This window comes from Chryseobacterium sp. GW821-FHT04C04, assembly GCF_059420365.1.
This window is the reverse complement of record NZ_JBWKTO010000001.1, coordinates 1,186,929-1,209,669: the sequence shown is the minus strand read 5'-3', so window position 1 is coordinate 1,209,669 and position 22,741 is coordinate 1,186,929. Positions and strand designations below refer to the sequence as shown.

Below are 22,741 nucleotides of genomic sequence, written 5' to 3'. Positions count from 1 at the left end.
ATTTTTAAAGGATTTCGTATCGTGTTTTGATGCTGTATTTCAGCTTGATGTTTTCAATATTATCAAAAGAATAATCTACCGGGGCATCAGCCATTTCCAATTGTACACTGTTCATTCTGCCTTTATAAGCGGCCGGCATGATCATATCGCTGGTGTAGTCTTCTATTTCTACAATTTCAAGGACACTTCCTGTCTTTTTACCCATACTTTCCAGTAAATAATCTGCTTTTTCTTTAGCGGCTTTCAAAGCGTTGATTTTCACTGCTTTTCTGAAATCTGCAATTTTAGTACTTTTTACCTCTGCAATGTTCAGGCTGGTTACCCATTTTTGGTTCAAATCTTCAAAAATTTTACTAAGACTTGATTTTGTACTGGCCTTAAACTGATAGTTCTTTGAAAATTTAGCCGTTTTAGAATAGATATTCTGGTACATCGACTTGAACTTGATATCCTCGTTCTTTACTCCGGCATTCTTTAGCGTTTCAAATAACTTCTTCTCATTATCTGCCAGATCATTTTTGTTATCTGCTTTTATTCCGACACTGAAGATAATTTCATCCGGTTCTACTTCCATTTCGGCAACGCCTGTTACTTCAATTGCGTTCTTCTTTACTTCCTGAGCATTTACAAAGCTTCCAAGAGTTAAAATTCCGATTAATAAAAAATGTTTCAATTTCATAATTTCCTGTTTTTGATTTTAAATTCTGATGTAAAATTACGCACATCAGATACTGGAAATTGGGAGACTTGGTGAAATGGAGCTTTCACTTGGTGAGCCAGTGGAAAAAGAAAAATTGTTCCGAAAAATGTTATTTTGAACCATTAAGATCCTTTAAGCTATTAAGATTATGAAGAGAGGCTTCTTTTATACATAAACAGAATCAAGAGGCTTAATTTTACTTCATCTCTTCAATTTCTTAACGCTTTGTTTTCTCTTTATTTTTCTTCAGATCATATTTTACACTAAGGTTCATGATATACTGTATGCCCACTTCAGGATCCGCATTATTGATCACTTTATCAAAGCCGGTATAATCTGTACCGTCATAATAAAAAGTCCTAGATTTCCTTTCTTCCTTTTTGACATACCTGCTGTCATATCCATAGGTAACATTAGCACTTTCAAAAGCCACATAATTCTGATATTGGTTTTTAGGAAAAGCATACGTAAAACCTGAAGTAGCAACAGGGTTTCCAATAATTTCCTTTTTAAATAGGCTAAAGTAATTTTCCTTCTTTTTATCAAAAACAGCATAAGCTTCCTTGAGAAGGTTTTCCTGGATTTTATCAATATCATTGTTCATATAATCTACTTTAATAACATCATAAATCTGGAAATCTGAAGCCTCGGAGATCAGTTTTTCAATCATAGCGTGTTTGTTTACCGTAATAATGATATTTTTTTTGGTTTCAAAACCATCCATTTTCTGAGTAGCAACCTGTGCCTCTTTATTGATATTATAATCATAGATTTTAGTTTGTGATATAAAATCCACAAAAATATCATCACTTTTGATTCCCATTGATGATATCCTTTTTATAAAACCATTAATCCTCTTGTTGATATTTTCAATGGCAATTTTGGGAGTGGGAGCCTCTTCATTCAAGCCCAGCGTAAGCTTGTAACGGTCTGCAGTTTTGTTCATCAATACTTTTACATTCACAATCAACGTAGAATCGGTGGTGAAATAACTGTTGGTATTGTTATATTCAAGTATTTTCTGAGGAGGGGAATAGTCGTAATTATTTTTGTCTTTGTAGATTTGATTTCCTCCGACCTGTGCTTTTGAAAAGGGTAAGAATGAAACAATGATGAAGAATAAAAAGGTAAATGTTAGTTTTTTCATGATTTTTAAATTTGAATTATGACGCAAACTTAATCTTAGGGTCACATTATCAATGGGTAAACTTGGTGGAAGGGGAATTTCACTTGGTGAATAGTTTTTGAGCAGACTATATATATGTATATCTTTGTTTTATGAAAATGCTTAAACTCTTTACAATCTTTTTATTGGTGCTCCTGGGAAATATAATACGTTCCCAAACCACGAATAATAGCAGTGCTGCTGTGGAAGAAGTTCAGGTAGAAACAAAGAAACTGAAAAAAGCAATTGATACTAAGAATGAACCCGCCCAGGCCGATTCTTATTATAGTATTGGCGAAACATTTTTTAATGGCGGAAATTTTCCCAAAAGTGAAGAATATTACACAAAAGCCAAAAATCTGTATGAAAAACTGAATGACAAGCCTAATATTGAAAAAGCCACCCGAAGATTGGCTCAGTCACAGGAAAAACAGAACAAAATAACACCCGCCATCAGTAACTACAGCAGAGTAGCACAAATGGGGTACAGCGAAAAAAGTAAAGCGGTCAATTCTAATGACGTTACGAGACTTTCTTCTCCGACACCAGAACTTAGGGCTGAAGCGATTCAGAATAATATCAATCTGAGTAAAAAAGAAAATGAACAAGGCGATCTTGCCGAAAGCTACAGTCAATTGGCTGATGTCAATTTAAAGCAGAAAGATGTTTCCAGTGCCGAAGAAAACCTGAATACAGCCTATAAAATTTCTAAAAAAGAAGCTCCTCAACAGGCATTGGCAATCAATCAAAAGCTGGCTGATCTTTACGTTGAGAACAAAAATTATGATAAAGCTATTGAAGCTAAAAAAAAGGTTCTGAAAGAAGATTTTGTAAAAGACAATTCACAGGAAAAAGTCAATCAGATTCAGGAACTGGCGGATATTTATATAAAAAAAAATGATCCGAAAGAAGCGGTGGATCTTTTGAAAAATGCCTACGGAATTGCTTTAGATAAAGGACATACGCTGGAAGCTCAGAGAAGTGTAAAAAAACTGGACAGTCTTTATGCAATTTCAGGAAATATTGATGCTTCGGTTCAGCTGTACAGAGATTTCCTGGGAAAACTCCCAAATCTCGTTTCTAAAGACAGAAGTCTGATCGATAATAAAATTCTGGAAGATACCGAACAGCGAATTTCGCAGCTGGAAAAAGAAAAAGAACTGAAAGATGAGCTTATCAGAAAAAAGAATGTCTTTAATTATAGCCTGATCGGAGCTCTCATTCTGCTGACCGGATTGATTATTTTTATTTTCAGAACACTGAAGAAAGTTCAGACGAAAAATAAGAAGATTGCTCTTCAGTCGCTGCGCAGGGAGATGAATCCGCATTTTATTTTTAACAGTTTGAATAGTGTCAATCACTTTATCGCAACCAATAACGAACTGGAAGCCAATCAGTATCTGACGAAATTCTCCAAGCTGATGCGTGGGGTGATGGAAAATTCCACAGAGGATTTTATTCCTTTCCAGCAGGAGCTTGATCTTCTTCAAAACTATCTGGCTCTGGAAAAGACCCGTTTTGCAGATAAATTCGATTATGAAATTGAAGTGGATGAAGATCTCAATATGCAGAATCTGCAGATTCCGGGAATGCTGATACAGCCGTTTTTGGAAAATGCAATCTGGCACGGACTCCGCTACAGAACAGAAAAAGGGCTTTTAAAATTAAGCTTTGAAAAGAATGGAGCTGATCTGAACATTCTCATCGAAGACAACGGAATAGGAATCGAAGAAAGTAAAAAGCAGAAAACCCAGCACCAAAAAACAAGAGAGGGGAGAGGAATGAAAAATACTTTGGAAAGAATTCAGCTGCTCAACGATTTGTACAAAAAAGATATTACCTGCTCTGTAAAAGATAAAGAAAATACCAACGGGGTTTTGGTTACGATAAAAATTAAAATGCATTAACCTTAGCTCAGGTTAATGCATTTCATTTATAAATTGGTAATTAAATTCATTTATTTAATATACTTTTTCTTCAAAGCTGAAAAGTTGGTTTTAATCTCCTCCAGTTCATAATAAGCCGGAATGACTTCAGCTCCTGAGCGGTTGATAAAACCATAAGTTCCCGTTATATTTTTTACCAGCGCCAGATCTTCTGCATATTCACCAAACGGATTAATCTTTGAATACACCGGCTGCACAATAACTTTCCCGCTTTTATCCGAAATTCCATAGGTTCTGGAATTGGTTTTTGTCAATCTCCAGTTTTTATTGATCTTGCTGATATCCTCTCTTTCTGACATTTTTATTTGTGAAAAAGAAAGACTGAAAATAGTCATACAGAGTAGGATAAGAAATTTTGATTTCATGTTGTTTTTGTTGGGCTTAAATGATTATAGTTTTTAGTAAAGCCTAAATTAATAAAAAAATAGCACTTATTGAATCATGCATTAATTTTATCAAAGTCCTGTAAACACCGAAAAATTCACTTTTTTAATACCTCTTATCTTCTATCTGCTACCTGCCGTCTGAAAAACCCTGTAACCATTTTGAAACAGAAATTGTCTTAAAGATAAAAACGTAACCCAAAATGACTACTACCAGTAAAACAGCCAGACTCGCGGGATTTTTTTATCTCATTGTTATAGTAACCGGATTTTTCAGTTTAATGTACGTTCCGTCAAAACTGATTGTCTGGGAAAACCCTGCCTTGACCTTTCAAAATATCTCTTCTTCAGTACAATTGTTCAGACTAAGTATAGCCAGCAGTATCATCTGTTATATCGCTTTTACTTTACTCCCTTTGGCTTTGTATCAACTGTTGAAAGAGGTGAATGGAAATTATGCAAAACTAATGGTCATCCTAGCTCTTATCAGTATTCCTATTTCCTTTATCAATCTGCAAAGTAAATTTTCTGTCCTTACCATTATTGAAGGAACAGATTATCTAAAAGTTTTTGATGTAAAACAGCTGCAGGCTCAAATGATGATGTTGCTGAGCAATTATAACAAAGGAATCTTAATCGCTCAGGTTTTTTGGGGTTTATGGCTTTTTCCCTTTGGTTATCTTGTGTACAGATCCGGATTTTTGCCCAAGATTTTAGGTGTTTTTTTAATGCTCGGTTGTTTGGGATATGTGATCAACGTTTTGGGAAGAACTGTGGTTCCTCATTTTTCGGAGTATTCAATATCAAAATATATCACATTACCTGCTACGATAGGAGAGATAGGAACCTGTTTGTGGCTGCTGCTGGTTGGGGTAAGAAATAAAAAAGTAAATCAACATTAAAAATAGAAACGATGAACAATTCTACAAAATTTGAAGATATACAGGTTAATGTCAAAATCATACTTGCCGGTCTTTGGGCTTCGGTTACTTTATGCTATCTGTACGGGGATTATTTTGAGTTGTATACTCCCGGAAAGGTACAGGGGCTTGTGGAAGGAACTCATTTATTAGATTCCCCTCCGAAATTATTTCTTGCTTCAGTCGTTTTGGCGATTCCAGCTGTAATGGTATTTCTTTCTCTGATCCTAAAACCTGCAGTCAACAGGATTCTTAACATCACCTTTGGATCATTTTTTACTCTGGTCATGTTGTTTATTGGGATTACTTCCTTCTCGGACTGGTATTTGTTTTATACCTTTCTAGCCATAGTAGAATGCATTATTACAATATTGATTGTCAAATATGCCTGGAGCTGGAAAAAGTATAGTCTTTAGAGAAACGTGGATTTGCTAAGATTGTAGGGTTGGCTAAATATTCCTAATTTGCACCTGAAATCTATTACCTACCACCTAATATCTAACCTGAATGAAAATAAAAGCTGTCATTGTAGATGATGAACTCATAGCAAGGGAAGTTTTACGAAGCTATCTTACCAAATACTGCCCGCAGGTGGAGATTCTTGGTGAAGCTGAAAACATTAAAGATGCCGTTCCGTTAATTGCCGAAATGCAGCCTCAATTGGTTTTTCTGGATGTAGAAATGCCTTTTGGAAATGCTTTTGACGTTCTGGAAGCAACCAAAGAATTTTCCTATGAAACTATTTTCATTACTGCATTTTCACAATACTCTTTACAGGCTTTAAATAAATCAGCAAGTTATTATATTTTAAAACCTATTGATATTCAGGAATTAATTCTGGCAGTCAACAAAGTAGCAGAAAGTCTTGAGAAAAAAGATGAGCTCAACCGGAATAAAATTCTTCTTGAAAACCTGAAATTAAAACCCGAGAAACAGCAGCTCATTCTTCCTACTTTACAGGGATTTGATGTAGTAAAGACCGAAGATATTGTAAGACTTCAGGCTGATGGAAACTTCACTCAGGTGTATCTTACCGATGGTTCAAAGAAAATGGTTTGCCGTTTTCTAAAACACTTTGATGATCTTTTGGAAAACCCTTTTGTAAGAGTTCACCGCTCCCATATTATCAATACAGGTTTTGTAAAATCCTATCATAAAAGCGGAACGGTAATGTTGTCTGACAACACAGAAATTGAGGTTTCAGGAAGCTTTAAAGATAATTTCCTGAAGGTTTTTTCATAGAATTTATTGTTCCTTAACAGCTTAAAGGCATTATTTTTGACGTTTTCACTCTAATCACACAAATATTCCAGTCATGAAAACCATTCATAAAATTATCCTTCCCGTTTCGTTGGGAGCATTAGGTCTTATCATTTTCAATTCATATTCTGTGAGAATTCCCAGAGGGGCATCAGCTGTAAAGAATTTTGATCGTAAAAAATATCTTGGCAGATGGTATGAGATAGCACGTTTCGATTACAGGTTCGAAAAGAATATGGATAATGTCACTGCAGAATATTCAGAAAATCCTGATGGAACCATTCAGGTTAAAAATAAAGGCTACGATTATAGTAAAAAAGTATGGAATGAATCTATCGGTGAAGCAAAATTTGTTAAAGATCCTACAGAAGCCCGCCTGAAAGTTTCATTTTTTAAACCGATCTGGGCTGGTTATAATGTCATTGATATTGATGAAGACTATCAATATGCTTTGGTGGCAGGAAGCAGCTTAAAATATCTTTGGATTTTGTCCAGAACCACTACCATTCCTGAAAGTATCCGTCAGCGTTTCATTCAGAAAGCAAAAAAAATAGGTTATAATACCAATGAACTGATCTGGGTAAAGCATAATCAATAAAAAGGTTAAAGGGCAAAATCACAGAAAAGCTAATATAGGCTTCTATGATTTTGCCCTTTCGCTCTTTAGTTTTTAATATACTCTTTCCATTCCTCAAAACGATGATCAATCACCTGTTTCATCAGATCATAGTTTTCATAGGTATCTTCTATGTGATAGAAAGTTTCATACTGATAGTCGTTTTCCTCTGCTTTAGCATCAAAAATATTAACGTAGTCATCAGCAAATGAACTGGATCTGTTTCCGAAATCTGTATCGTCTGCATAATAATCCTTTGCAAAAAGATTTCCAAGCTCATTCAGGTCATATTCAGAGAATTTTCCGTCACATGAATCCATAATGAATTCTGCACCAGTGATTTCTCTTCTTTTTAATTTTTCAATTTCTTCTTCGTTATCTTCTTTCAGTTCATCAGAAATCATATTGTTGTGAATGCACCAGTTCAGGAACATTCCTGTATGGGTTGCTCCGTTTTTCTGAGGAAGTCCTTCGGGAAAATCACCACCATAATGCCATGAAGCATCATCATATTTAGACATAATTCGTATTGTAGTTTTAGATAATTTCGTCAAAAATAGAAAAAATCAATTTATATTGCCGCTGCCACAGAAATTTCCGTCATTTGCAGAGAATTTTTTTCAACAAAAAAACATATGGAAAAAGCTGTTCTGATTACTATCGGGGATGAAATCCTTTCCGGAAACACGGTAGATACCAATTCTAATTTTATTGCTGCTGAACTTAAAAATATAGGAATCAAAGTGACTCAGATTCTTACGATCTCAGACGAAATTGAAACGATTAAAAATACGCTGAGTACAGCTTTTGAAGGTGGAGACTTAGTCATTACAACAGGAGGATTGGGGCCCACCAGGGATGATAAAACCAAAAAAGCCCTGGCAGAGTTTTTCAATGATGAAATTGCCCTGGATGAAGTCACTTTCAATCATCTTAAAGGTTATATGGAAAGAAGAGGACGAGCCGATATTCTGGAAAGAAATAAAGAACAGGCCTTTGTTCCTACCAAATCCATTGTTTTTCAGAATCATTACGGAACGGCACCATGTATGATGATGGAGCTTGACGGAAAACTGTGTTATAGTCTTCCAGGCGTTCCTTACGAGGTAAAACCCCTTATCAAAGATCAGATTATTCCTTATTTACAGCAAAGATTCAAACTTCATTATATTCATACCAGAATTGTTTCTGTAGTAGGAATTCCTGAGAGTATTCTTGCAGACACCATTGAAGACTGGGAACTGGCACTTCCGGAGAATATTGCTTTGTCTTATCTTCCTGTGGGAACCCGTGTAAAGCTTCGTCTGACGGCTTCCGGTGATCATGAAGAAGAGCTGAAAAAGATAACAGAAGAGGAAATCCAGAAATTGCTTCCTCTGGTAGAAGGCCATGTGATCGCCGTATCTGAAGATAAAATCGAAAATATTCTGGCAGAAATGCTTACCGAAAGAAAATTAACGATTTCTACTGCAGAAAGCTGCACCGGAGGAGAGCTGGCAAAAATGATCACTTCAGTTTCCGGCAGTTCAAAATATTTCCTTGGCGGAATAGTGCCCTATGCTACCGAGAGAAAGATTAAAATTTTAAATGTTTCCAGAGAAACCGTAGATCAGTTTACCGTAGTAAGCGAGCAGGTGGCTCAGGAAATGGCAAAAGGGTGTCAGGAATTGTTTGAAACACATATTTCCCTTTCTACGACTGGTGTTGCCGGTCCCGGAAAAGGAGAAGATGGTCAAGATATTGGAACAGTTTATTACACCATAAGAATTAATGACGAGGAGACAACCTCCAAATTATATATGCCACATCTGGAAAGAGTAGATTTTATGAATTTTGTTTCCCAAAAGGTGATTCAGGATTTGGTAAGCCTTCTTGTCGACAGGTAAATATAATTCATACTTTTTAATTTTTTTTTAATTAATTTCAGTATAGTTTTTCACACTTTTTGAGCGCTCTTCAATAAATTTCAAAAATCGTGGAAAATTCCAAACAGATTTTTCAGACCAACAGCAAGAAACGTTGGAAAAGCGTACAATGGGGAAGCCGTGTTTTTATCTTTATAGGAATACTGCTTCTGCTTGCTTTAGGTCTGATGATGACCCTGGACAGAAGTCCTAAAATTCCTTTTAAAGAAGATTATAAAGCTGTCATTACAGCCAACAAACCTTATCTTCAGGAGAATAAAATTTCCAAAGAATATAAAGGATTCAGAAGCTTTATTTCTGAAAAAACAATCCATACCAGCCTCGATAAAATTGAGAAAGCAAGAGCCGAAAGATATAAAAATCAGAACCGAAACTGGGCTCAGTTTCCGGGAGGAATCCGGTCTGCATTTTATGTGGCGTGGGATCCTCAGTCGCTGATGTCTCTGAAAAGAAATATCAGACACGTCAATCTGGTTTTCCCTGAATGGTTTTTCCTTGATCCTAAAACGGGAGACCTGAAAACCAATGTAGACCCTGAAGGATATAAAGTGATCAAAAGAACAGGAGTTGCTGCCATGCCAATGCTGAGTAACAACTTCGACAGAGAATTCCGTTCCGAAGGACTGGTCAAAGTGCTTAATGATCCGCAGAAAAGAACCCATCTGATTCAAAAGATCACTCAACAATGTAAAAAATACCATTTCAAAGGAATTAATATCGACTTTGAAGATATGAACCTGGATTCTGACACCAATCTGATTGCTTTTATGAAAGAACTTTCAGAGACGTTCAAGCAGAATCAGTTGTTGGTAACAATGGATATTATGACGGATAATGATGATTATAATATTAAGAATCTAGATCCATATGTAGACTATTTTATGCTGATGGCTTATGACGAATATTCTGCAGGAAGTGATGCCGGTCCGGTTTCTTCACAAAAATGGATAGAAGCTCAGACAGGTAAAATCTTAAAACAAACCTCTCCTCAAAAAATCATTCTTGGGTTAGGTGCTTATGGTTACGATTGGAGTTCTAATAAAGATGACAATACTTCGGTTACCTACATGCAGGCGATTACAAAAGCGAGTGCAAGTAAAGCTGTAATTGACTTTAATGACAATACCTTTAATTTAAATTATTCCTACACCGATTCTAAAAATTTCACCCACACAGTATTTTTCAATGATGCCGCCTCTATTTTTAATACGATGCGTTTCTCATCAGAATATCCATTGGCTGGAACTGCACTCTGGAGACTGGGAAGTGAAGACAGCAGAGTCTGGAATTTCTATGATAAAGACCTTACGGGGGCAGGTCTTTCCAAATTGAATTTGAAAACCCTGGAAAATGTAAAAGGCCAGACCATGGTGGATTATATCGGAGACGGAGAAGTACTGGATGTTCTGAATACTCCCCATGATGGAAAAATTGCACTGGAAATTGATCCAAAAGAGAAAATTATCACAGATGAAAATTACATCACCTATCCAAGTTCTTACGAAGTAAAAAAATATGGAAGTGCTCCTCAGAAAGAACTCGTCCTCACTTTTGATGACGGCCCGGATGAAACCTACACTCCACAGGTACTGGATATTTTATCCAAATATCACGTTCCGGCAGCATTCTTTTTGGTAGGATTAAATGCAGAAAAGAACCTTCCGCTTGTTAAAAGAATCTACCGGGAAGGACACGAGATCGGGAATCATACTTTTACCCATGAGAATGTGGCAAAAGTGAGCCCGGAAAGAGCTTTACTTGAAATGAAACTGACAAGACTGCTGATCGAATGTATCACAGGCCACAGCACCATTCTGTTCAGAGCACCCTATAATGCAGACTCTGAGCCTACCACATCAGAAGAGATCATTCCGGTAGCACTGGCAAGACAGCAAAACTATCTGGATATCGGGGAAAATATAGACCCTGAAGACTGGCAGCCGGGAATAAAAGCAGATGAGATCGTAAAACGAGTGATGGCAGGAATCAAACAGCAGAGAGGAAATATCATTCTCCTTCATGATGCAGGTGGAGATACCAGAGAAGAAACGGTGAAAGCTTTAAAAATCCTTATTCCGACTCTTCAGAAACAAGGATATCATTTTACAAACCTCACGAATATTCTGCACAAAAGCAGAAGCGAACTGATGCCTGAAGTTCCCAAAACAAAGTCTTATTACATCATGCAGCTTAACCTTGTGCTAGCTACAGCGATCTATGGAATAAGTCATTTTCTGGTTGCTTTATTTACCATTTTCATCGTATTAGGGTTGATCAGACTATTACTGATGGCATACTGGGCTTTTAAAGAAAGACAAAAAGAGAAAAAACTAGGAGAATTTCCTGTGCTGGAATCTTATCCGAAAGTTTCCATTATTGTGCCTGCTTATAATGAAGAAGTGAATATCGTTTCGTCTTTACAGAATTTACTGAAACAGACCTATCCGAATTTCAACATTATTATGGTAGATGACGGAAGTAAAGATTCTACATATGAAAAAGCATTGGAAGCCTTCCCGAATCATCCGAAACTGAAAATTTTCACCAAAAGAAATGGGGGAAAGGCAACTGCCTTAAACTTTGGAATCTCTGAAACGGATGCTGAATATGTAGTATGCATTGATGCAGATACCAAACTTGAACAGGATGCTGTAAAATATCTGATTGCAAGATTTTTAAATGCAGATCCGGAAGAGAAAATTGCCGCTGTAGCAGGAAATGTGAAAGTTGGAAACAGAGTCAATTGGCTCACCAAATGGCAGGCTATAGAATATACGACAAGTCAGAATTTTGACAGACTGGCCTATGCCCATATTAATGCCATTACAGTGATCCCAGGAGCTATTGGAGCGTTTAAAAAATCTGTTATTATTGAGGCTGGAGGCTATTCATCAGATACTTTAGCAGAAGATTGTGATATTACTGTGAAAATTTTAAAAGCAGGATATACGGTGGCTAATGAAAACAGAGCGGTTGCAGTTACTGAAGCTCCGGAAACGACGAACCAGTTTTTGAAACAGCGTTTCCGATGGACCTATGGAATCATGCAGATGTTCTGGAAACAGAAACAGACTTTCCTTAACCCCAAATATAAAGGATTGGGACTTTGGGCAATGCCGAATATTTTATTATTCCAATACATCATACCATTTTTCTCACCGCTGGCAGATGTGATTATGTTTTTGGGAATTCTATCCGGAAACGGAGACAAAATATTCTCCTATTATCTGATTTTCCTCTTGGTGGATGCTTCATTAGCTTTAATCGCATTCATGATGCAGCGGGAGAAATTAATCAATCTGTTGTATATTATTCCTCAGAGATTCGGGTATAGATGGCTGATGTATATTGTATTATTTAAAAGTTTAAGAAAGGCATTGAAAGGCGAAATGCAGTCCTGGGGGTTTCTGAAAAGAACTGGAAATGTAAAAGAGATAGCCACTTCTTAAGACGTTGGGAAGCTGGCGAGGAGGAAGCTGGAAGTTATGAAAATCATAGAATAACTTCCAGCCTTATTCTTCCATCTTTTATAAATTCTTATCATGCTATGACGTTATTTGTTTAAATTTGTTTTCTTAAAACGTAACAAATACAAAATAAATCATACATATTCTAAAAATTGTTATCATAATGAAAAAAATAACGCTTTCTTTGTTTTTAATAGCAGGGATCTGTACTCAAACTACCATGAGCGCACAAGCTAAAACTGCTAAAGTAGCAGTGAACAACACAGACAAAGGTTTAGACCTTAGCTTGATGGACACTTCGGTGCGTCCTCAGGATGATTTCTACAACTATGTGAGTGGAACTTGGATGAAAACAGCCAAAATTCCATCGGATAAACCAACTTGGGGAAGCTTCAACAAACTAGCTGACGATACGGATAACAATTCCATGACGATCCTGAACTCTCTTTTGAAAGATAAATTTGCTGACGGAAGCGAGGGGAAAAAGATCCAGGATCTGTATGCTACTTATATGAACATGCAGAAGAGAAATGCTGACGGGATAAAACCTATTCAGGAAAATCTGAATAAAATTGATGCTATAAAAAGCCTGACTGATCTTCAAAACTACCTTACTTCGGTAACAAAAGAAGGTGAAAACGTTTTTTACGGATGGGGAGTGGATGCAGACCTTAAAGACTCTAAAATGAATGCCGTTTACTTAGGAAACGCTTCTTTAGGTTTAGGAAGAGATTACTATCAGAAAGTAAACGAAAAAAATACAGAAGCTATTGCTGAATATCAGAAATATGTAGCTTCAATGCTAAAAGAATTAGGATACAAAAATGCTGATGAAGCAGCAAAAGGTATCGTTAATTATGAAAAAAGCATCGCAAATACTTACCTTACCAACGAACAGAGCCGTGATAATACACTTCAGTACAATCCTAAGACGATGGCTGAGCTTTCTGCTCTGGTAAAAAATGTTGATCTTCCAGGTTACCTTAAAAAAGTAGGGGTAAATTCTGACAAAGTAATTATCAGTGAATTAGGATTCTATAAAAACTTCGATAAATTAGTAAATGCAGAGAATCTTCCTGTTATCAAAGATTATCTGAAATTTCATATGATCCACGGAAGTGCTTCTTACTTAAGTGAGAACTTAGGAAATATGAAGTTTGCTTTCTATGGTAAATACCTTAGAGGACAACAGGAACAAAGAGCACTTAACAAGAGAGGTTATGAACTGATCAACGGTTCTTTGGGTGAAGCTTTTGGAAAATTGTATGTTGAGAAATACTTCCCTGCACAAGCAAAAGCTCAGATGGTAGAATTGATTGACTATTTAAAGAAAAGTTTCGCAGTTCATATCAACAACTTAGCTTGGATGTCTGCAACGACTAAAGAAAAAGCAATGCAGAAATTGAACAAATTCACTGTAAAAGTTGCTTATCCAGACAAATGGAAAGACTATTCAAAATTAAATATTGTTTCTGAGGCTAAAGGAGGAAACCTGTATCAGAACCTTCAGAACATTGGTGAATGGCAGTACAATAAAGACCTAGCTAAAATTGGTAAGGCAGTTGATAAAACAGAATGGGGAATGACTCCACAGACTGTAAATGCTTACTATAACCCGGTAAACAACGAGATTGTATTCCCTGCTGCTATCCTTCAGCCGCCATTCTTCAATCCTAACGCTGATGCTGCGGTAAACTTCGGAGGTATCGGCGCCGTTATCGGTCACGAAATGAGCCATGGATTTGATGATTCAGGGGCACAATTCGATGCTGATGGTAACCTGGTAGACTGGTGGACTCCGGCAGATAAAGCTAATTTCGAAAAAGCGACAAAAGCTCTTGCTTCTCAGTATGACAAATATGAGCCGGTAAAAGGAACTTTTGTAAACGGTACTTTCACAAACGGTGAAAACATCGCCGACTTAGGAGGTGTAAACATCGCTTATGATGCCCTTCAGATGTATTTAAAAGACAAAGGAAATCCAGGGAAAATCAGTGGATTCTCTCAGGATCAGAGATTCTTCTTAAGCTGGGCTACAGTTTGGAGAACATTGTCAAGTGAGAAATATATGGTGAACCAAGTGAAAACAGATCCGCACTCTCCTGGATATTTCAGAAGTTTCGGTCCGTTGATCAACGTTGATGCCTTCTATAAAGCATTTGATGTGAAAAAAGGAGACAAACTATACAAAACTCCAGAAGAAAGAATTAAAATCTGGTAAAAATAACAACCGCTCAGCAATGGGCGGTTTTGTTTTTTTTAGGTAGCAGGTAATAGGTAGCAGGTAATAGGTAATAGTTGGCAGGTAAAAGGTTATAGGGATTACGGAGTCGAAAGAGTTATATTTGTCGTAACGGCTTCCATGATCCCCATCTTCGGGAGGGGTGGCAAAAATTCAAAGAATTTTTGAAGGGGTGGTTTTTGGTCAACAGATCAGCCTCAACCTTCTCCATCATTTCCAAAAGAACACCCCAAAACTTAAAATCTTAAACTCAAAACTTTAAATTTTTAACCTTAAATCATCAATTTCCCACTTCATATACCAATTATCATTCATTACATATCATTAAAGTTTGTATATTTGATACGTTTGTGTAAAATCAAAAATTATCTTTAATGAAAAAGCTAAATATTGGAATACTTGCCCTTTCGGGTATTGTATTTCTCAATTCGTGTGGTGCAGCAAAGACTGCAGGGACAGAGAATAAAACAGAAGCTACGGCTAAAGTTACTGAACCGATAAAAGAAGAAGCAAAAGAAGAAGGGATCAATTTATCATATATGGATACAAGTGTCCGCCCGCAGGATGACTTTTTTAGCTATGTGAATGGAAATTGGGTGAAAACTACTCAGATCCCTTCCGATAAAGCAAATTGGGGATCTTTCAATGCTTTGAGAGAAAATGTGGATGATGCTTCATTAGATATATTGAATAAAATCCTTACGGAAACCTATCCAGCTGGATCAGAAGGACAGAAAATCCAGAATCTTTACGCTTCTTTTATGGATACCAATAAAAGAAATGCAGAAGGTTTGGCTCCTATCAAAGCTGATCTTGCCAAAGTAGATGCTATTAAAAGTCTTGGTGACCTTCAAAAATACCTTTTGGAAGCGACAAGATTAGGCGACAACTCTTTCTATGGATGGAGAGTGGGTGCCGATATGAAGAATTCCAATATGAATGCGGTATATCTTGGCGGCCCGGATCTTGGTTTGGGAAGAGACTATTACCAAAAAGTAAATGAAGCCAATACTAAAACATTGGCAGAATATCAAACATATGTTGGGAAGCTATTCGGAGTGTTAGGATATAAAAATAATACTCAGGCTGCACAGAATGTGGTAGACTTTGAAAAACAGCTTGCCAATTACTTATTAACTCTTGAGCAGAACAGAGATGCTAATTTAAGATACAATCCTAAAAATGTATCTGAATTATCAGGCCTTGTTAAAAATGTAGATCTTGCCAAATATCTTAAGGATGCAGGAGTCAATACAGACAGAGTGATTATTGGTGAACTGAAGTATTATCAGAATATGGATCAGTTCGTAACACAGAAAAACCTTCCTTTACTGAAAGATTATCTGAAGTACCATATCATCAATGGAAACGCGAGCAATTTAGATGAAAACTTAGAGCAGATCAGATTTGATTTCTATGCTAAATACTTGCAGGGACAAAAAGAGCAGCGTCCAATGGATAAAAGAGGTCTTACCCTTGTAAATGGTGTTTTAGGAGAAGCTTTTGGTAAACTGTATGTTGACAAATATTTTACTCCTGAAGCTAAAAAGCAGATGGAAACTTATATTGACTACCTTTTAAAATCATTCAAAACCCATATCGCGAATATAGACTGGATGTCTCCTGAAACCAAAGTGAAAGCTCAGGAAAAACTATCCAAGTTTACAGTGAAAATTGCTTATCCCGATAAGTGGAAAGACTATACTCAATTGAAAGTAGAATCTCCAAAACAAGGAGCAACATTATATTCTAATCTTCAGAATGTATCTGCTTGGCAATATCAGAGAAGTTTAGACAAAGTAGGAAAGCCTGTTGATAAGACAGAATGGGGAATGTCTCCACAAACTGTAAATGCTTACTACAGCGGATCAAACAACGAGATTGTATTCCCTGCGGCTATTCTTCAGCCACCTTTCTATAACCCTAAAGCTGATGCAGCGGTGAACTTCGGAGGTATTGGTGCCGTTATCGGTCACGAGATTTCTCACGGATTTGACGACAGTGGTTCCCGTTTCGATGGTGATGGCAACCTGAACAATTGGTGGACGGATGCAGACCGTAAAAACTTTGATGCAAAAGTAGGTCAGCTAGCTGCTCAGTACAGTGCTTATGAACCTGTAAAAGGAAGCTTTGTAAACGGTAAATTTACAAGTGGAGAAAATATTGGTGACTTAGGTGGAGTAGCTGTTGCTTATGATGCTCTTCAGATGTATTTAAAAGATAAAGGAAATCCGGGCAAAATCAGTGGATTTACTCAGGATCAGAGATTCTTTATGAGCTGGGCAACCGTTTGGAGAACAAAAGCTACCGATCAGTATATGATCAATCAGGTGAAAACAGATCCGCATTCTCCGGGAATGTTCAGAGCTTTTGGACCACTGGTCAATCAGGATTCATTCATCAAAGCATTTGATATCAAACAAGGAGATAAATTGTATAAAGCTCCTGAGGACAGAATAAAAATCTGGTAATTTTACCATAAAAATTGTTAGAAAAGAAAGAATCCGTCTCACGTTAAGTTGAGGCGGATTCTCTTTTTTAATATTCTTTCTTATAATTCCGGAGAACAAACTTGATTCCAGTTTCTATAATATCTCCCATAGATTTACAATACTTGAAATTGACATCGTAGGTAAGTTTTTGTAAAGCAGTCTTTAATTCTATGACATTGGCTTCCGGCGCGATATTGTCTTTTTTCATAATAGAAATAAGTTCATCGAATCTGTTTTGGCTGCTGGTCACTCTTTTTACAATTTGTGAGCGTACTTCTTTGCGATATTGTTCTATAGAACTAGGCTTTAGTTTTTCCAGTACCATATTCACCATTTGACTGTTTTCTTTGAAATACTGTGGAAGATACACTTTCAGATTTCCCTCATACGTTTGTTGGTCAAAATCAATGGGACGAATTCTGTAAATAACCTGGTCGAAATCGTGTATAGGAATCACAACATAATTATAAGAACGCATGTCACCAAGAAGCCCAATGAGGCACCGCTCATTGAATTTCACAAATTCCTTGGAAATCTGTGCCTTTTCCAATTCATTACAATTGAATAGATGTTTCTGAATAAAAACATCTCCGGGAATTCCTAAAATATGCTCCTCAATCAGCGTATTTTTATACACCAGAAAGTTAATTCGATTGGGAGAAAGCAGGTCTTCAAGTTCCAGCCCGAATATCCGGGAAGCATCCGCCTGTTTAATATAAAAATAAGTATAATTATCATTCAGTATATTTCTCACCCGAATCCGAAAAGGTTTAGAATTTCCGAAGGTGCAAAAGTCAATTGTATCTACTTTCAGATAAGGTAGAGTAGCAATATCCCCATCAGAATGAAGAAGGGTATAAATCTTATTTAAATTAGCTTCTATTTCTTTAAATTCATATTCAGAATATAATACTCCAAGCCACAAAGTATCTTTGCCCTCTTTATCCAGAATATTCACACTGTCGCTAAATCTGAGAAGGTCTTCATACAGAAACTTAATCTTGGTCGTTCTGTTATATTTTTCCAAATATTGCTGTAATGCTTCTGAAACTGGAAATATGGGTTTTCTAAACGCTATTTTTACATCTTTCATGACACGGTTCACTTTCTTTAAATATAAAAAATATTTTTTTGTAATGTCTGAGGAATTCCTATTTTAATATCCATTTGATACTTTTGGATAAGAGTAAAGCGGACAAAAATTTTATTTATTTTTTTTCTTGAATTTTTTTATTTATTTTTTCATAGCTTAGTGATATCGTAATATCGTGATTTTATGTTGAATAAATGTAAATAGAAAGAGGTAATTCAAGAAAAATCTTAGTAAAATTTTGTATGTTACAGTTTTTTTTTAAATTTAAACACTGGATTGGTAATTTATTTGATTCATCTGTAAATTACTCAAAGACAGATCCAAACCAAATTAATAAATCTCAAAATAACAATAATATGGCAATGTTTAATTATGGTGTTGGCGGAAACGAAGTAAAAGTAGACGCTAATGAAGCTATTCAGGAAATTCAGGAAAATAAATCACTGATAGTAAGCCAGCTTACAACAGACGAGTCTTATACTCCTGAAATCGTAACAGGATTAAAAACAGTGGAAGACGTTTTCAAACATTTCCAGCCTTCAATATCGGTACAACACGAAACGGAAGACGGTGGAATGGTAGAAGAAGAATTCCGATTTCAAAACCTTGGAGACTTTACCCCTAAAAGCCTTACTCAGAAGTCAGATTATCTGCAGCAGCTGAGCATAGAGCAGGAGCAGTACAATAAAATAGTACGTCAGCTGAAAACAAACAAAATTCTACGCAATATGCTGGAGAACGATCAGACAAGAGCGGCGTTCATAGAAGTATTGAAAGAAGTGGGACAAGAACTTGAAAAATAACTAAAGACTTACATTAAATCATGGATAGCAAATTACAGGCACAAGAAAGCCAGCAGCAGGGGCAGCAGCAACATGCAGGACAGCCGAAAGGCAACCCGCTTGCAGAACTCAATAAAATGGGAGGATTTGGCTTTGTTGAATCCGTCGTAGACGGTATTGCCAATATGAACCCAACAAGAAAGGCAAGAAAAGAAATCTTCCTGAATGACAGCAATAAAGCGGACGAAAGAAAAGAACTTCTTCAGAAGATCAATCTTTGGGTAAGCCTTTTAGAAGGTAGTGAATCAGCAGATAAAATGGCTGAAACGTGCAAAACCAAAGCACAACAAGCCGATCAGAACTTAAAAACAAACCTAAAAAGTACACTGGATGCCGTTCGTATGTTGGAAACCAACTACAGAACAGTCGCTCAATTCTATAAAAATACAGAATTGGATAAAGTGGATAACGTAAGCATCGTAAATGCAAGCCTTGAACAGGTTTCCGACCTGGATAACCCTTTGTTCATCGATGCAATCTCAGAAGAATTCAAAAATTACTACGACCGTCTTGACCTTAGAGATAACTACTCAATCCTTGCAATACCAGGATATTTAGGCTCCAATAAAGTCATCGAAAAATGGGCAAAAATCTGTAACGAAAACAAAGTAATGATGGTTACAGACTTCGCCAACCTTGATAAGCCGGATGATGTGGTAGACTTATTCCACTCTGCAAACCTTACAGGAGGAGAACTTCACAGAAGTAACGTTATTATGACGTGTAACTGGCTGGTGGGACGTGGTAAAGCAGAAGAAGTAGGAGAAGAAGATAATGTAGAACTTCCACCTTCCACTTCATTAGCAGGAAAAATTCACAAAACCCTGATGTCTCAGGTGGCAGCAGGTAAAAAACATGGTAATATCAACGAAGTAGATGCTGTAAAATTCGAATTGAAGAAAAGTGAAATTTCTCAGTTGGAAAAAATGGGTCTGGTACCAATGGTTAACGAGTATGGAAAAATTATGGCCTTCTCTGCGAAGACATTATTTACAGGAGACAATATCGGTCTTCAGACGTATTCCGTAGTTCGTGTATTCGACTATGTAACCAAAGTATTACTGGACTTCCTGAACAGAAGAGCTTTCGAAAACTGGAATGCTAAAAACGAAGACGATTTGAGAAGACAGATCGTAACGTTCCTTGACAATATCAAAGGACCGGACAAGTTGATCGAAAAATTCAAAATTGTTCGTTTCGAGCAGGATAGAGTAAACAAAGACAGAGTATGGCTGGATATCCGTATGACCCCTTATTTCCCTACAAAAAGTTTCGTTATTAAATTGGACGGACACAAAGGAGATGATGGTAATGAATGGGATGCAGAATATACTCAGGAATAAAATAAACTTACCTTAAATAACAAAAACCGATGCAATTTTACATCGGTTTTTTTTCAACCAACACCTAATTTAATATGAATAAAAAACTTATCATTGGTTTACCAGCCATAGTGATGACACTTTTGATAAGCTGTGAAAAAAAATACCAGAGTCCGGGACATTATGAAAATGATCTTTTTGCAGACGAACGTCAGGAGGGAAAGGCATACATCATGAATGAATCTGAATGCTTTGATGGCAGTGAACTGGTTATTGCAAGTTCAACTGTAAAACTGGCAGACAGCTCCAAAGGCCGCGGGAAATCATTCTTTCTTTATAAAGTAAAATCAGGAAAAGTATTAAAAACGGTAAGAGATTCTACGGTAGATACTCCATTCATGTTTTTATCTCCTTATAAATTGAAGATAAAAAATACTGATTCTATATATGTTTACCTGAAAAAACTGGAAGGATACCGTTTTATAGCTAAAGACAGAAACCTAAAATATCAATGGTTAAAGGCTGCTCCCGTATATTCTGTGAAAGCTGGCAAATAAATTTTATCTTTGCAAAATATAAGATAGCTCGTCAATTTTCAGTATATGCTCAGCATGACATTGCTGATCCTGATTGTTTTCAAAATAATACAAAGGGTATTCATTTTGTCTAAAGGGAAAGTTGAAGGATCTCATAAAAAAGCAAAACAAAAAATTTTTGGAGAAGGATAGCAGAAATTCAGACTTTTTACATGTCGGTAACAAAATTCTGGAATGGTATGGGAACAATGCAAGAGACCTGCCTTTCAGACAGACAAAAGATCCGTATAAGATCTGGATCTGTGAAATTGTGTTTCAGCAGACAAGGATCAATCAGGGATTGAACCATTATAATAATTTCATTAAAAGATTTCCGGATGTAAAAACATTGGCAGAAGCTGAAGAAAATGAAGTTTTGCTATACTGGAAAGGATTAGGGTACTATTCCAGGGCCATTAATATTCATAAAGCTGCCCAGCAGATCATGAATGACTATCATGGAGTATTTCCAGATCAGTATGAAGAAATTCTAAAATTAAAAGGAGTGGGGAAATATACCGCTGCAGCTGTTTCAAGTATCTGTTTCGGGGGAAGAATGCCTGCTGTTGACGGAAATTTCTACCGTGTCTTGAGCCGTATTTTTGCCGATGATTTTGATATTTCGAATTCAAAAGCATTTACCTACTTTTCTGAGCTGGCAGTTTTGGTGATGCCTGAAAATGTCGGAGATTTTAATCAGGCGATGATGGATATAGGCTCAGAGATTTGCAAGCCTAAAAACCCACTTTGTGGAGAATGCCCTGTCAATGAAGACTGTCTGGCATTTTCTATACAGAAAATTTCAGATTACCCAGTAAAAACGAAAAAAGTAAAAGCAGAAGACCTTGCGCTAACCTATTATTTTGTTCACAGCAATGGACAATTTCTGATCCGCCAGAGAAAAGAAGACTTCATCTGGAAAAAATTATTTGAATTTCCTGATGCCATTTCTTCGAATATGGAAACATTTATTACAGGTTCAAAAACGGTCAATCATAAGCTGACTCACAAGAATTTAAGCATTGAAATAGTTAATGTTGAGGTTACTTCTGAGAAGATATGGAATGATTTTATCGCTGAGAATCAATACCTGATTACCGATGTTGAGGGTTCTCATGAAAAATCGTTTCCGAAGCCTTTGGAAAATTACATTCAAAACTCTCTGAAAGACTGAAATTTGTCTTCCGAAATCTGAAATCTAATTTGTACTTTTGCAAAATGATTAAAAAAGTCATTTTTATTTTTGTATCACTGCTTTTAATTTCATGCGGAAAAGACACTACTCCGAAACCTTATGGAGAACTGCGTCTTGAGTATCCGGCACCGAAATATCAAAAGTTTGAAAACGATTGTGCCTATACCTTTGAATATTCGGAGTTTGCTTCCATTGCACCCGCAAAAAAACCTTGCTGGTTCTATCTGAACTATCCTAAAATGAAGGCTAAGCTTTTCGTTACCTATTATCCGATACAGAATGACTTTGCAGACCATATCAAGGAAGCTGAAAAAATGGTATATGAGCATACCATCAAAGCAAGTTCCATAGACACAAAATCCTTCGAATACCCTGAAAAGAAAGTATACGGGAACTTCTATGAACTGAAAGGGCAGAGTGCTTCCAATCTTCAGTTTTACATTACAGACAGTACGAAACACTTCGTTACTGCTTATTTATACTTTAATACGAGGCCGAAACCGGACTCTCTTGCTCCTGCAGTGAACTATATCAAAAATGATATGAAACACCTGCTGGACTCTTTTGAATGGAAAAAATAATTACTTTTAATATACAT

Annotated in this window: 19 protein-coding genes; 14 read left to right on the top strand and 5 right to left on the bottom strand. The window is 36.5% G+C overall.

Annotated elements, in window-relative coordinates:
• Nucleotides 1–4 precede the first annotated feature (4 nt).
• Nucleotides 5–679 (bottom strand): SIMPL domain-containing protein, encoded by a 675-nt coding sequence (locus AC07UM_RS05430; protein WP_109738797.1) that lies wholly within the window; start codon nucleotides 677–679, stop codon nucleotides 5–7.
• Nucleotides 680–917: 238 nt separating this feature from the next.
• Nucleotides 918–1,847: an SIMPL domain-containing protein gene (locus AC07UM_RS05425; protein WP_494684754.1), complete on the bottom strand. Its 930-nt coding sequence runs from the start codon at nucleotides 1,845–1,847 to the stop codon at nucleotides 918–920.
• Nucleotides 1,848–1,978: 131 nt separating this feature from the next.
• Here AC07UM_RS05425 and AC07UM_RS05420 point away from each other — a divergent pair, with 131 nt between their 5' ends.
• On the top strand, nucleotides 1,979–3,772 hold the full coding sequence (locus tag AC07UM_RS05420) for a tetratricopeptide repeat-containing sensor histidine kinase (RefSeq protein ID WP_494684753.1): 1,794 nt from the start codon (nucleotides 1,979–1,981) through the stop codon (nucleotides 3,770–3,772).
• Nucleotides 3,773–3,822: 50 nt separating this feature from the next.
• On the opposite strand, the gene AC07UM_RS05415 is transcribed toward AC07UM_RS05420, so the two are convergent.
• Nucleotides 3,823–4,110: a WG repeat-containing protein gene (locus tag AC07UM_RS05415; protein WP_494684752.1), complete on the bottom strand. Its 288-nt coding sequence runs from the start codon at nucleotides 4,108–4,110 to the stop codon at nucleotides 3,823–3,825.
• Nucleotides 4,111–4,397: 287 nt separating this feature from the next.
• On the opposite strand from AC07UM_RS05415, the gene AC07UM_RS05410 reads away from it, so the two are divergent.
• The 4 genes from AC07UM_RS05410 to AC07UM_RS05395 all read left to right on the top strand — a co-directional run bounded on the left by AC07UM_RS05410 (nucleotide 4,398) and on the right by AC07UM_RS05395 (nucleotide 6,972).
• The gene (locus AC07UM_RS05410; protein ID WP_494684751.1) at nucleotides 4,398–5,096 is read left to right on the top strand and encodes a DUF4386 domain-containing protein; all 699 of its coding nucleotides are present in this window, start codon (nucleotides 4,398–4,400) and stop codon (nucleotides 5,094–5,096) included.
• A gap of 11 nt (nucleotides 5,097–5,107) precedes the next feature.
• Entirely contained in the window at nucleotides 5,108–5,530 is a 423-nt protein-coding gene (locus tag AC07UM_RS05405) for a DUF6326 family protein (RefSeq protein WP_494684750.1), read from the top strand.
• Between the two features lie 91 nt (nucleotides 5,531–5,621).
• Nucleotides 5,622–6,356, top strand: coding sequence for a LytR/AlgR family response regulator transcription factor (locus tag AC07UM_RS05400; protein WP_494684749.1), 735 nt, complete (start codon nucleotides 5,622–5,624; stop codon nucleotides 6,354–6,356).
• 73 nt (nucleotides 6,357–6,429) lie between these two features.
• Nucleotides 6,430–6,972 carry a lipocalin family protein gene (locus AC07UM_RS05395; protein ID WP_494684748.1) on the top strand — a complete coding sequence of 181 codons (543 nt, stop codon included), beginning with the start codon at nucleotides 6,430–6,432 and terminating at the stop codon, nucleotides 6,970–6,972.
• A gap of 65 nt (nucleotides 6,973–7,037) precedes the next feature.
• Here AC07UM_RS05395 and AC07UM_RS05390 read toward each other — a convergent pair whose 3' ends face one another.
• On the bottom strand, nucleotides 7,038–7,511 hold the full coding sequence (locus AC07UM_RS05390) for a DUF7832 domain-containing protein (protein ID WP_103232798.1): 474 nt from the start codon (nucleotides 7,509–7,511) through the stop codon (nucleotides 7,038–7,040).
• Nucleotides 7,512–7,625: 114 nt separating this feature from the next.
• Here AC07UM_RS05390 and AC07UM_RS05385 point away from each other — a divergent pair, with 114 nt between their 5' ends.
• The 4 genes from AC07UM_RS05385 (at nucleotide 7,626) to AC07UM_RS05370 (ending at nucleotide 17,095) form a co-directional block, all read left to right on the top strand.
• A complete protein-coding gene (locus tag AC07UM_RS05385; RefSeq protein ID WP_494684747.1) occupies nucleotides 7,626–8,876 on the top strand; it encodes a CinA family nicotinamide mononucleotide deamidase-related protein in 1,251 nt (416 codons plus the stop codon).
• An 89-nt stretch (nucleotides 8,877–8,965) separates the two neighbouring features.
• Complete coding sequence (locus AC07UM_RS05380; RefSeq protein ID WP_494684746.1) at nucleotides 8,966–12,364, top strand: trifunctional glycoside hydrolase family 18/polysaccharide deacetylase/glycosyltransferase family 2 protein; 3,399 nt, start codon at nucleotides 8,966–8,968, stop codon at nucleotides 12,362–12,364.
• A gap of 181 nt (nucleotides 12,365–12,545) precedes the next feature.
• Complete coding sequence (locus AC07UM_RS05375; protein ID WP_494684745.1) at nucleotides 12,546–14,603, top strand: M13 family metallopeptidase; 2,058 nt, start codon at nucleotides 12,546–12,548, stop codon at nucleotides 14,601–14,603.
• Between the two features lie 395 nt (nucleotides 14,604–14,998).
• The gene (locus AC07UM_RS05370; protein ID WP_494684744.1) at nucleotides 14,999–17,095 is read left to right on the top strand and encodes a M13 family metallopeptidase; all 2,097 of its coding nucleotides are present in this window, start codon (nucleotides 14,999–15,001) and stop codon (nucleotides 17,093–17,095) included.
• Between the two features lie 67 nt (nucleotides 17,096–17,162).
• Here the strand turns inward: AC07UM_RS05370 and AC07UM_RS05365 are convergent, their stop codons facing one another.
• Nucleotides 17,163–18,209 carry a hypothetical protein gene (locus AC07UM_RS05365; RefSeq protein WP_494684743.1) on the bottom strand — a complete coding sequence of 349 codons (1,047 nt, stop codon included), beginning with the start codon at nucleotides 18,207–18,209 and terminating at the stop codon, nucleotides 17,163–17,165.
• Between the two features lie 356 nt (nucleotides 18,210–18,565).
• Between AC07UM_RS05365 and AC07UM_RS05360 the strand changes: the two genes are divergently transcribed.
• From AC07UM_RS05360 to gldD, 5 genes are all read left to right on the top strand, one after another.
• Nucleotides 18,566–19,012, top strand: coding sequence for a type VI secretion system contractile sheath small subunit (locus AC07UM_RS05360; RefSeq protein ID WP_494684742.1), 447 nt, complete (start codon nucleotides 18,566–18,568; stop codon nucleotides 19,010–19,012).
• 20 nt (nucleotides 19,013–19,032) lie between these two features.
• Nucleotides 19,033–20,394 carry a DUF5458 family protein gene (locus AC07UM_RS05355; RefSeq protein ID WP_494684741.1) on the top strand — a complete coding sequence of 454 codons (1,362 nt, stop codon included), beginning with the start codon at nucleotides 19,033–19,035 and terminating at the stop codon, nucleotides 20,392–20,394.
• A 74-nt stretch (nucleotides 20,395–20,468) separates the two neighbouring features.
• Nucleotides 20,469–20,930, top strand: a complete 462-nt coding sequence (locus AC07UM_RS05350) for a hypothetical protein (protein ID WP_103232790.1) — start codon at nucleotides 20,469–20,471, stop codon at nucleotides 20,928–20,930.
• Between the two features lie 157 nt (nucleotides 20,931–21,087).
• Nucleotides 21,088–22,122, top strand: coding sequence for an A/G-specific adenine glycosylase (gene mutY, locus AC07UM_RS05345; RefSeq protein WP_494684740.1), 1,035 nt, complete (start codon nucleotides 21,088–21,090; stop codon nucleotides 22,120–22,122).
• Nucleotides 22,123–22,166: 44 nt separating this feature from the next.
• Complete coding sequence (gldD, locus tag AC07UM_RS05340) at nucleotides 22,167–22,724, top strand: gliding motility lipoprotein GldD (RefSeq protein ID WP_124530482.1); 558 nt, start codon at nucleotides 22,167–22,169, stop codon at nucleotides 22,722–22,724.
• The last annotated feature ends 17 nt before the right edge of the window (nucleotides 22,725–22,741 follow it).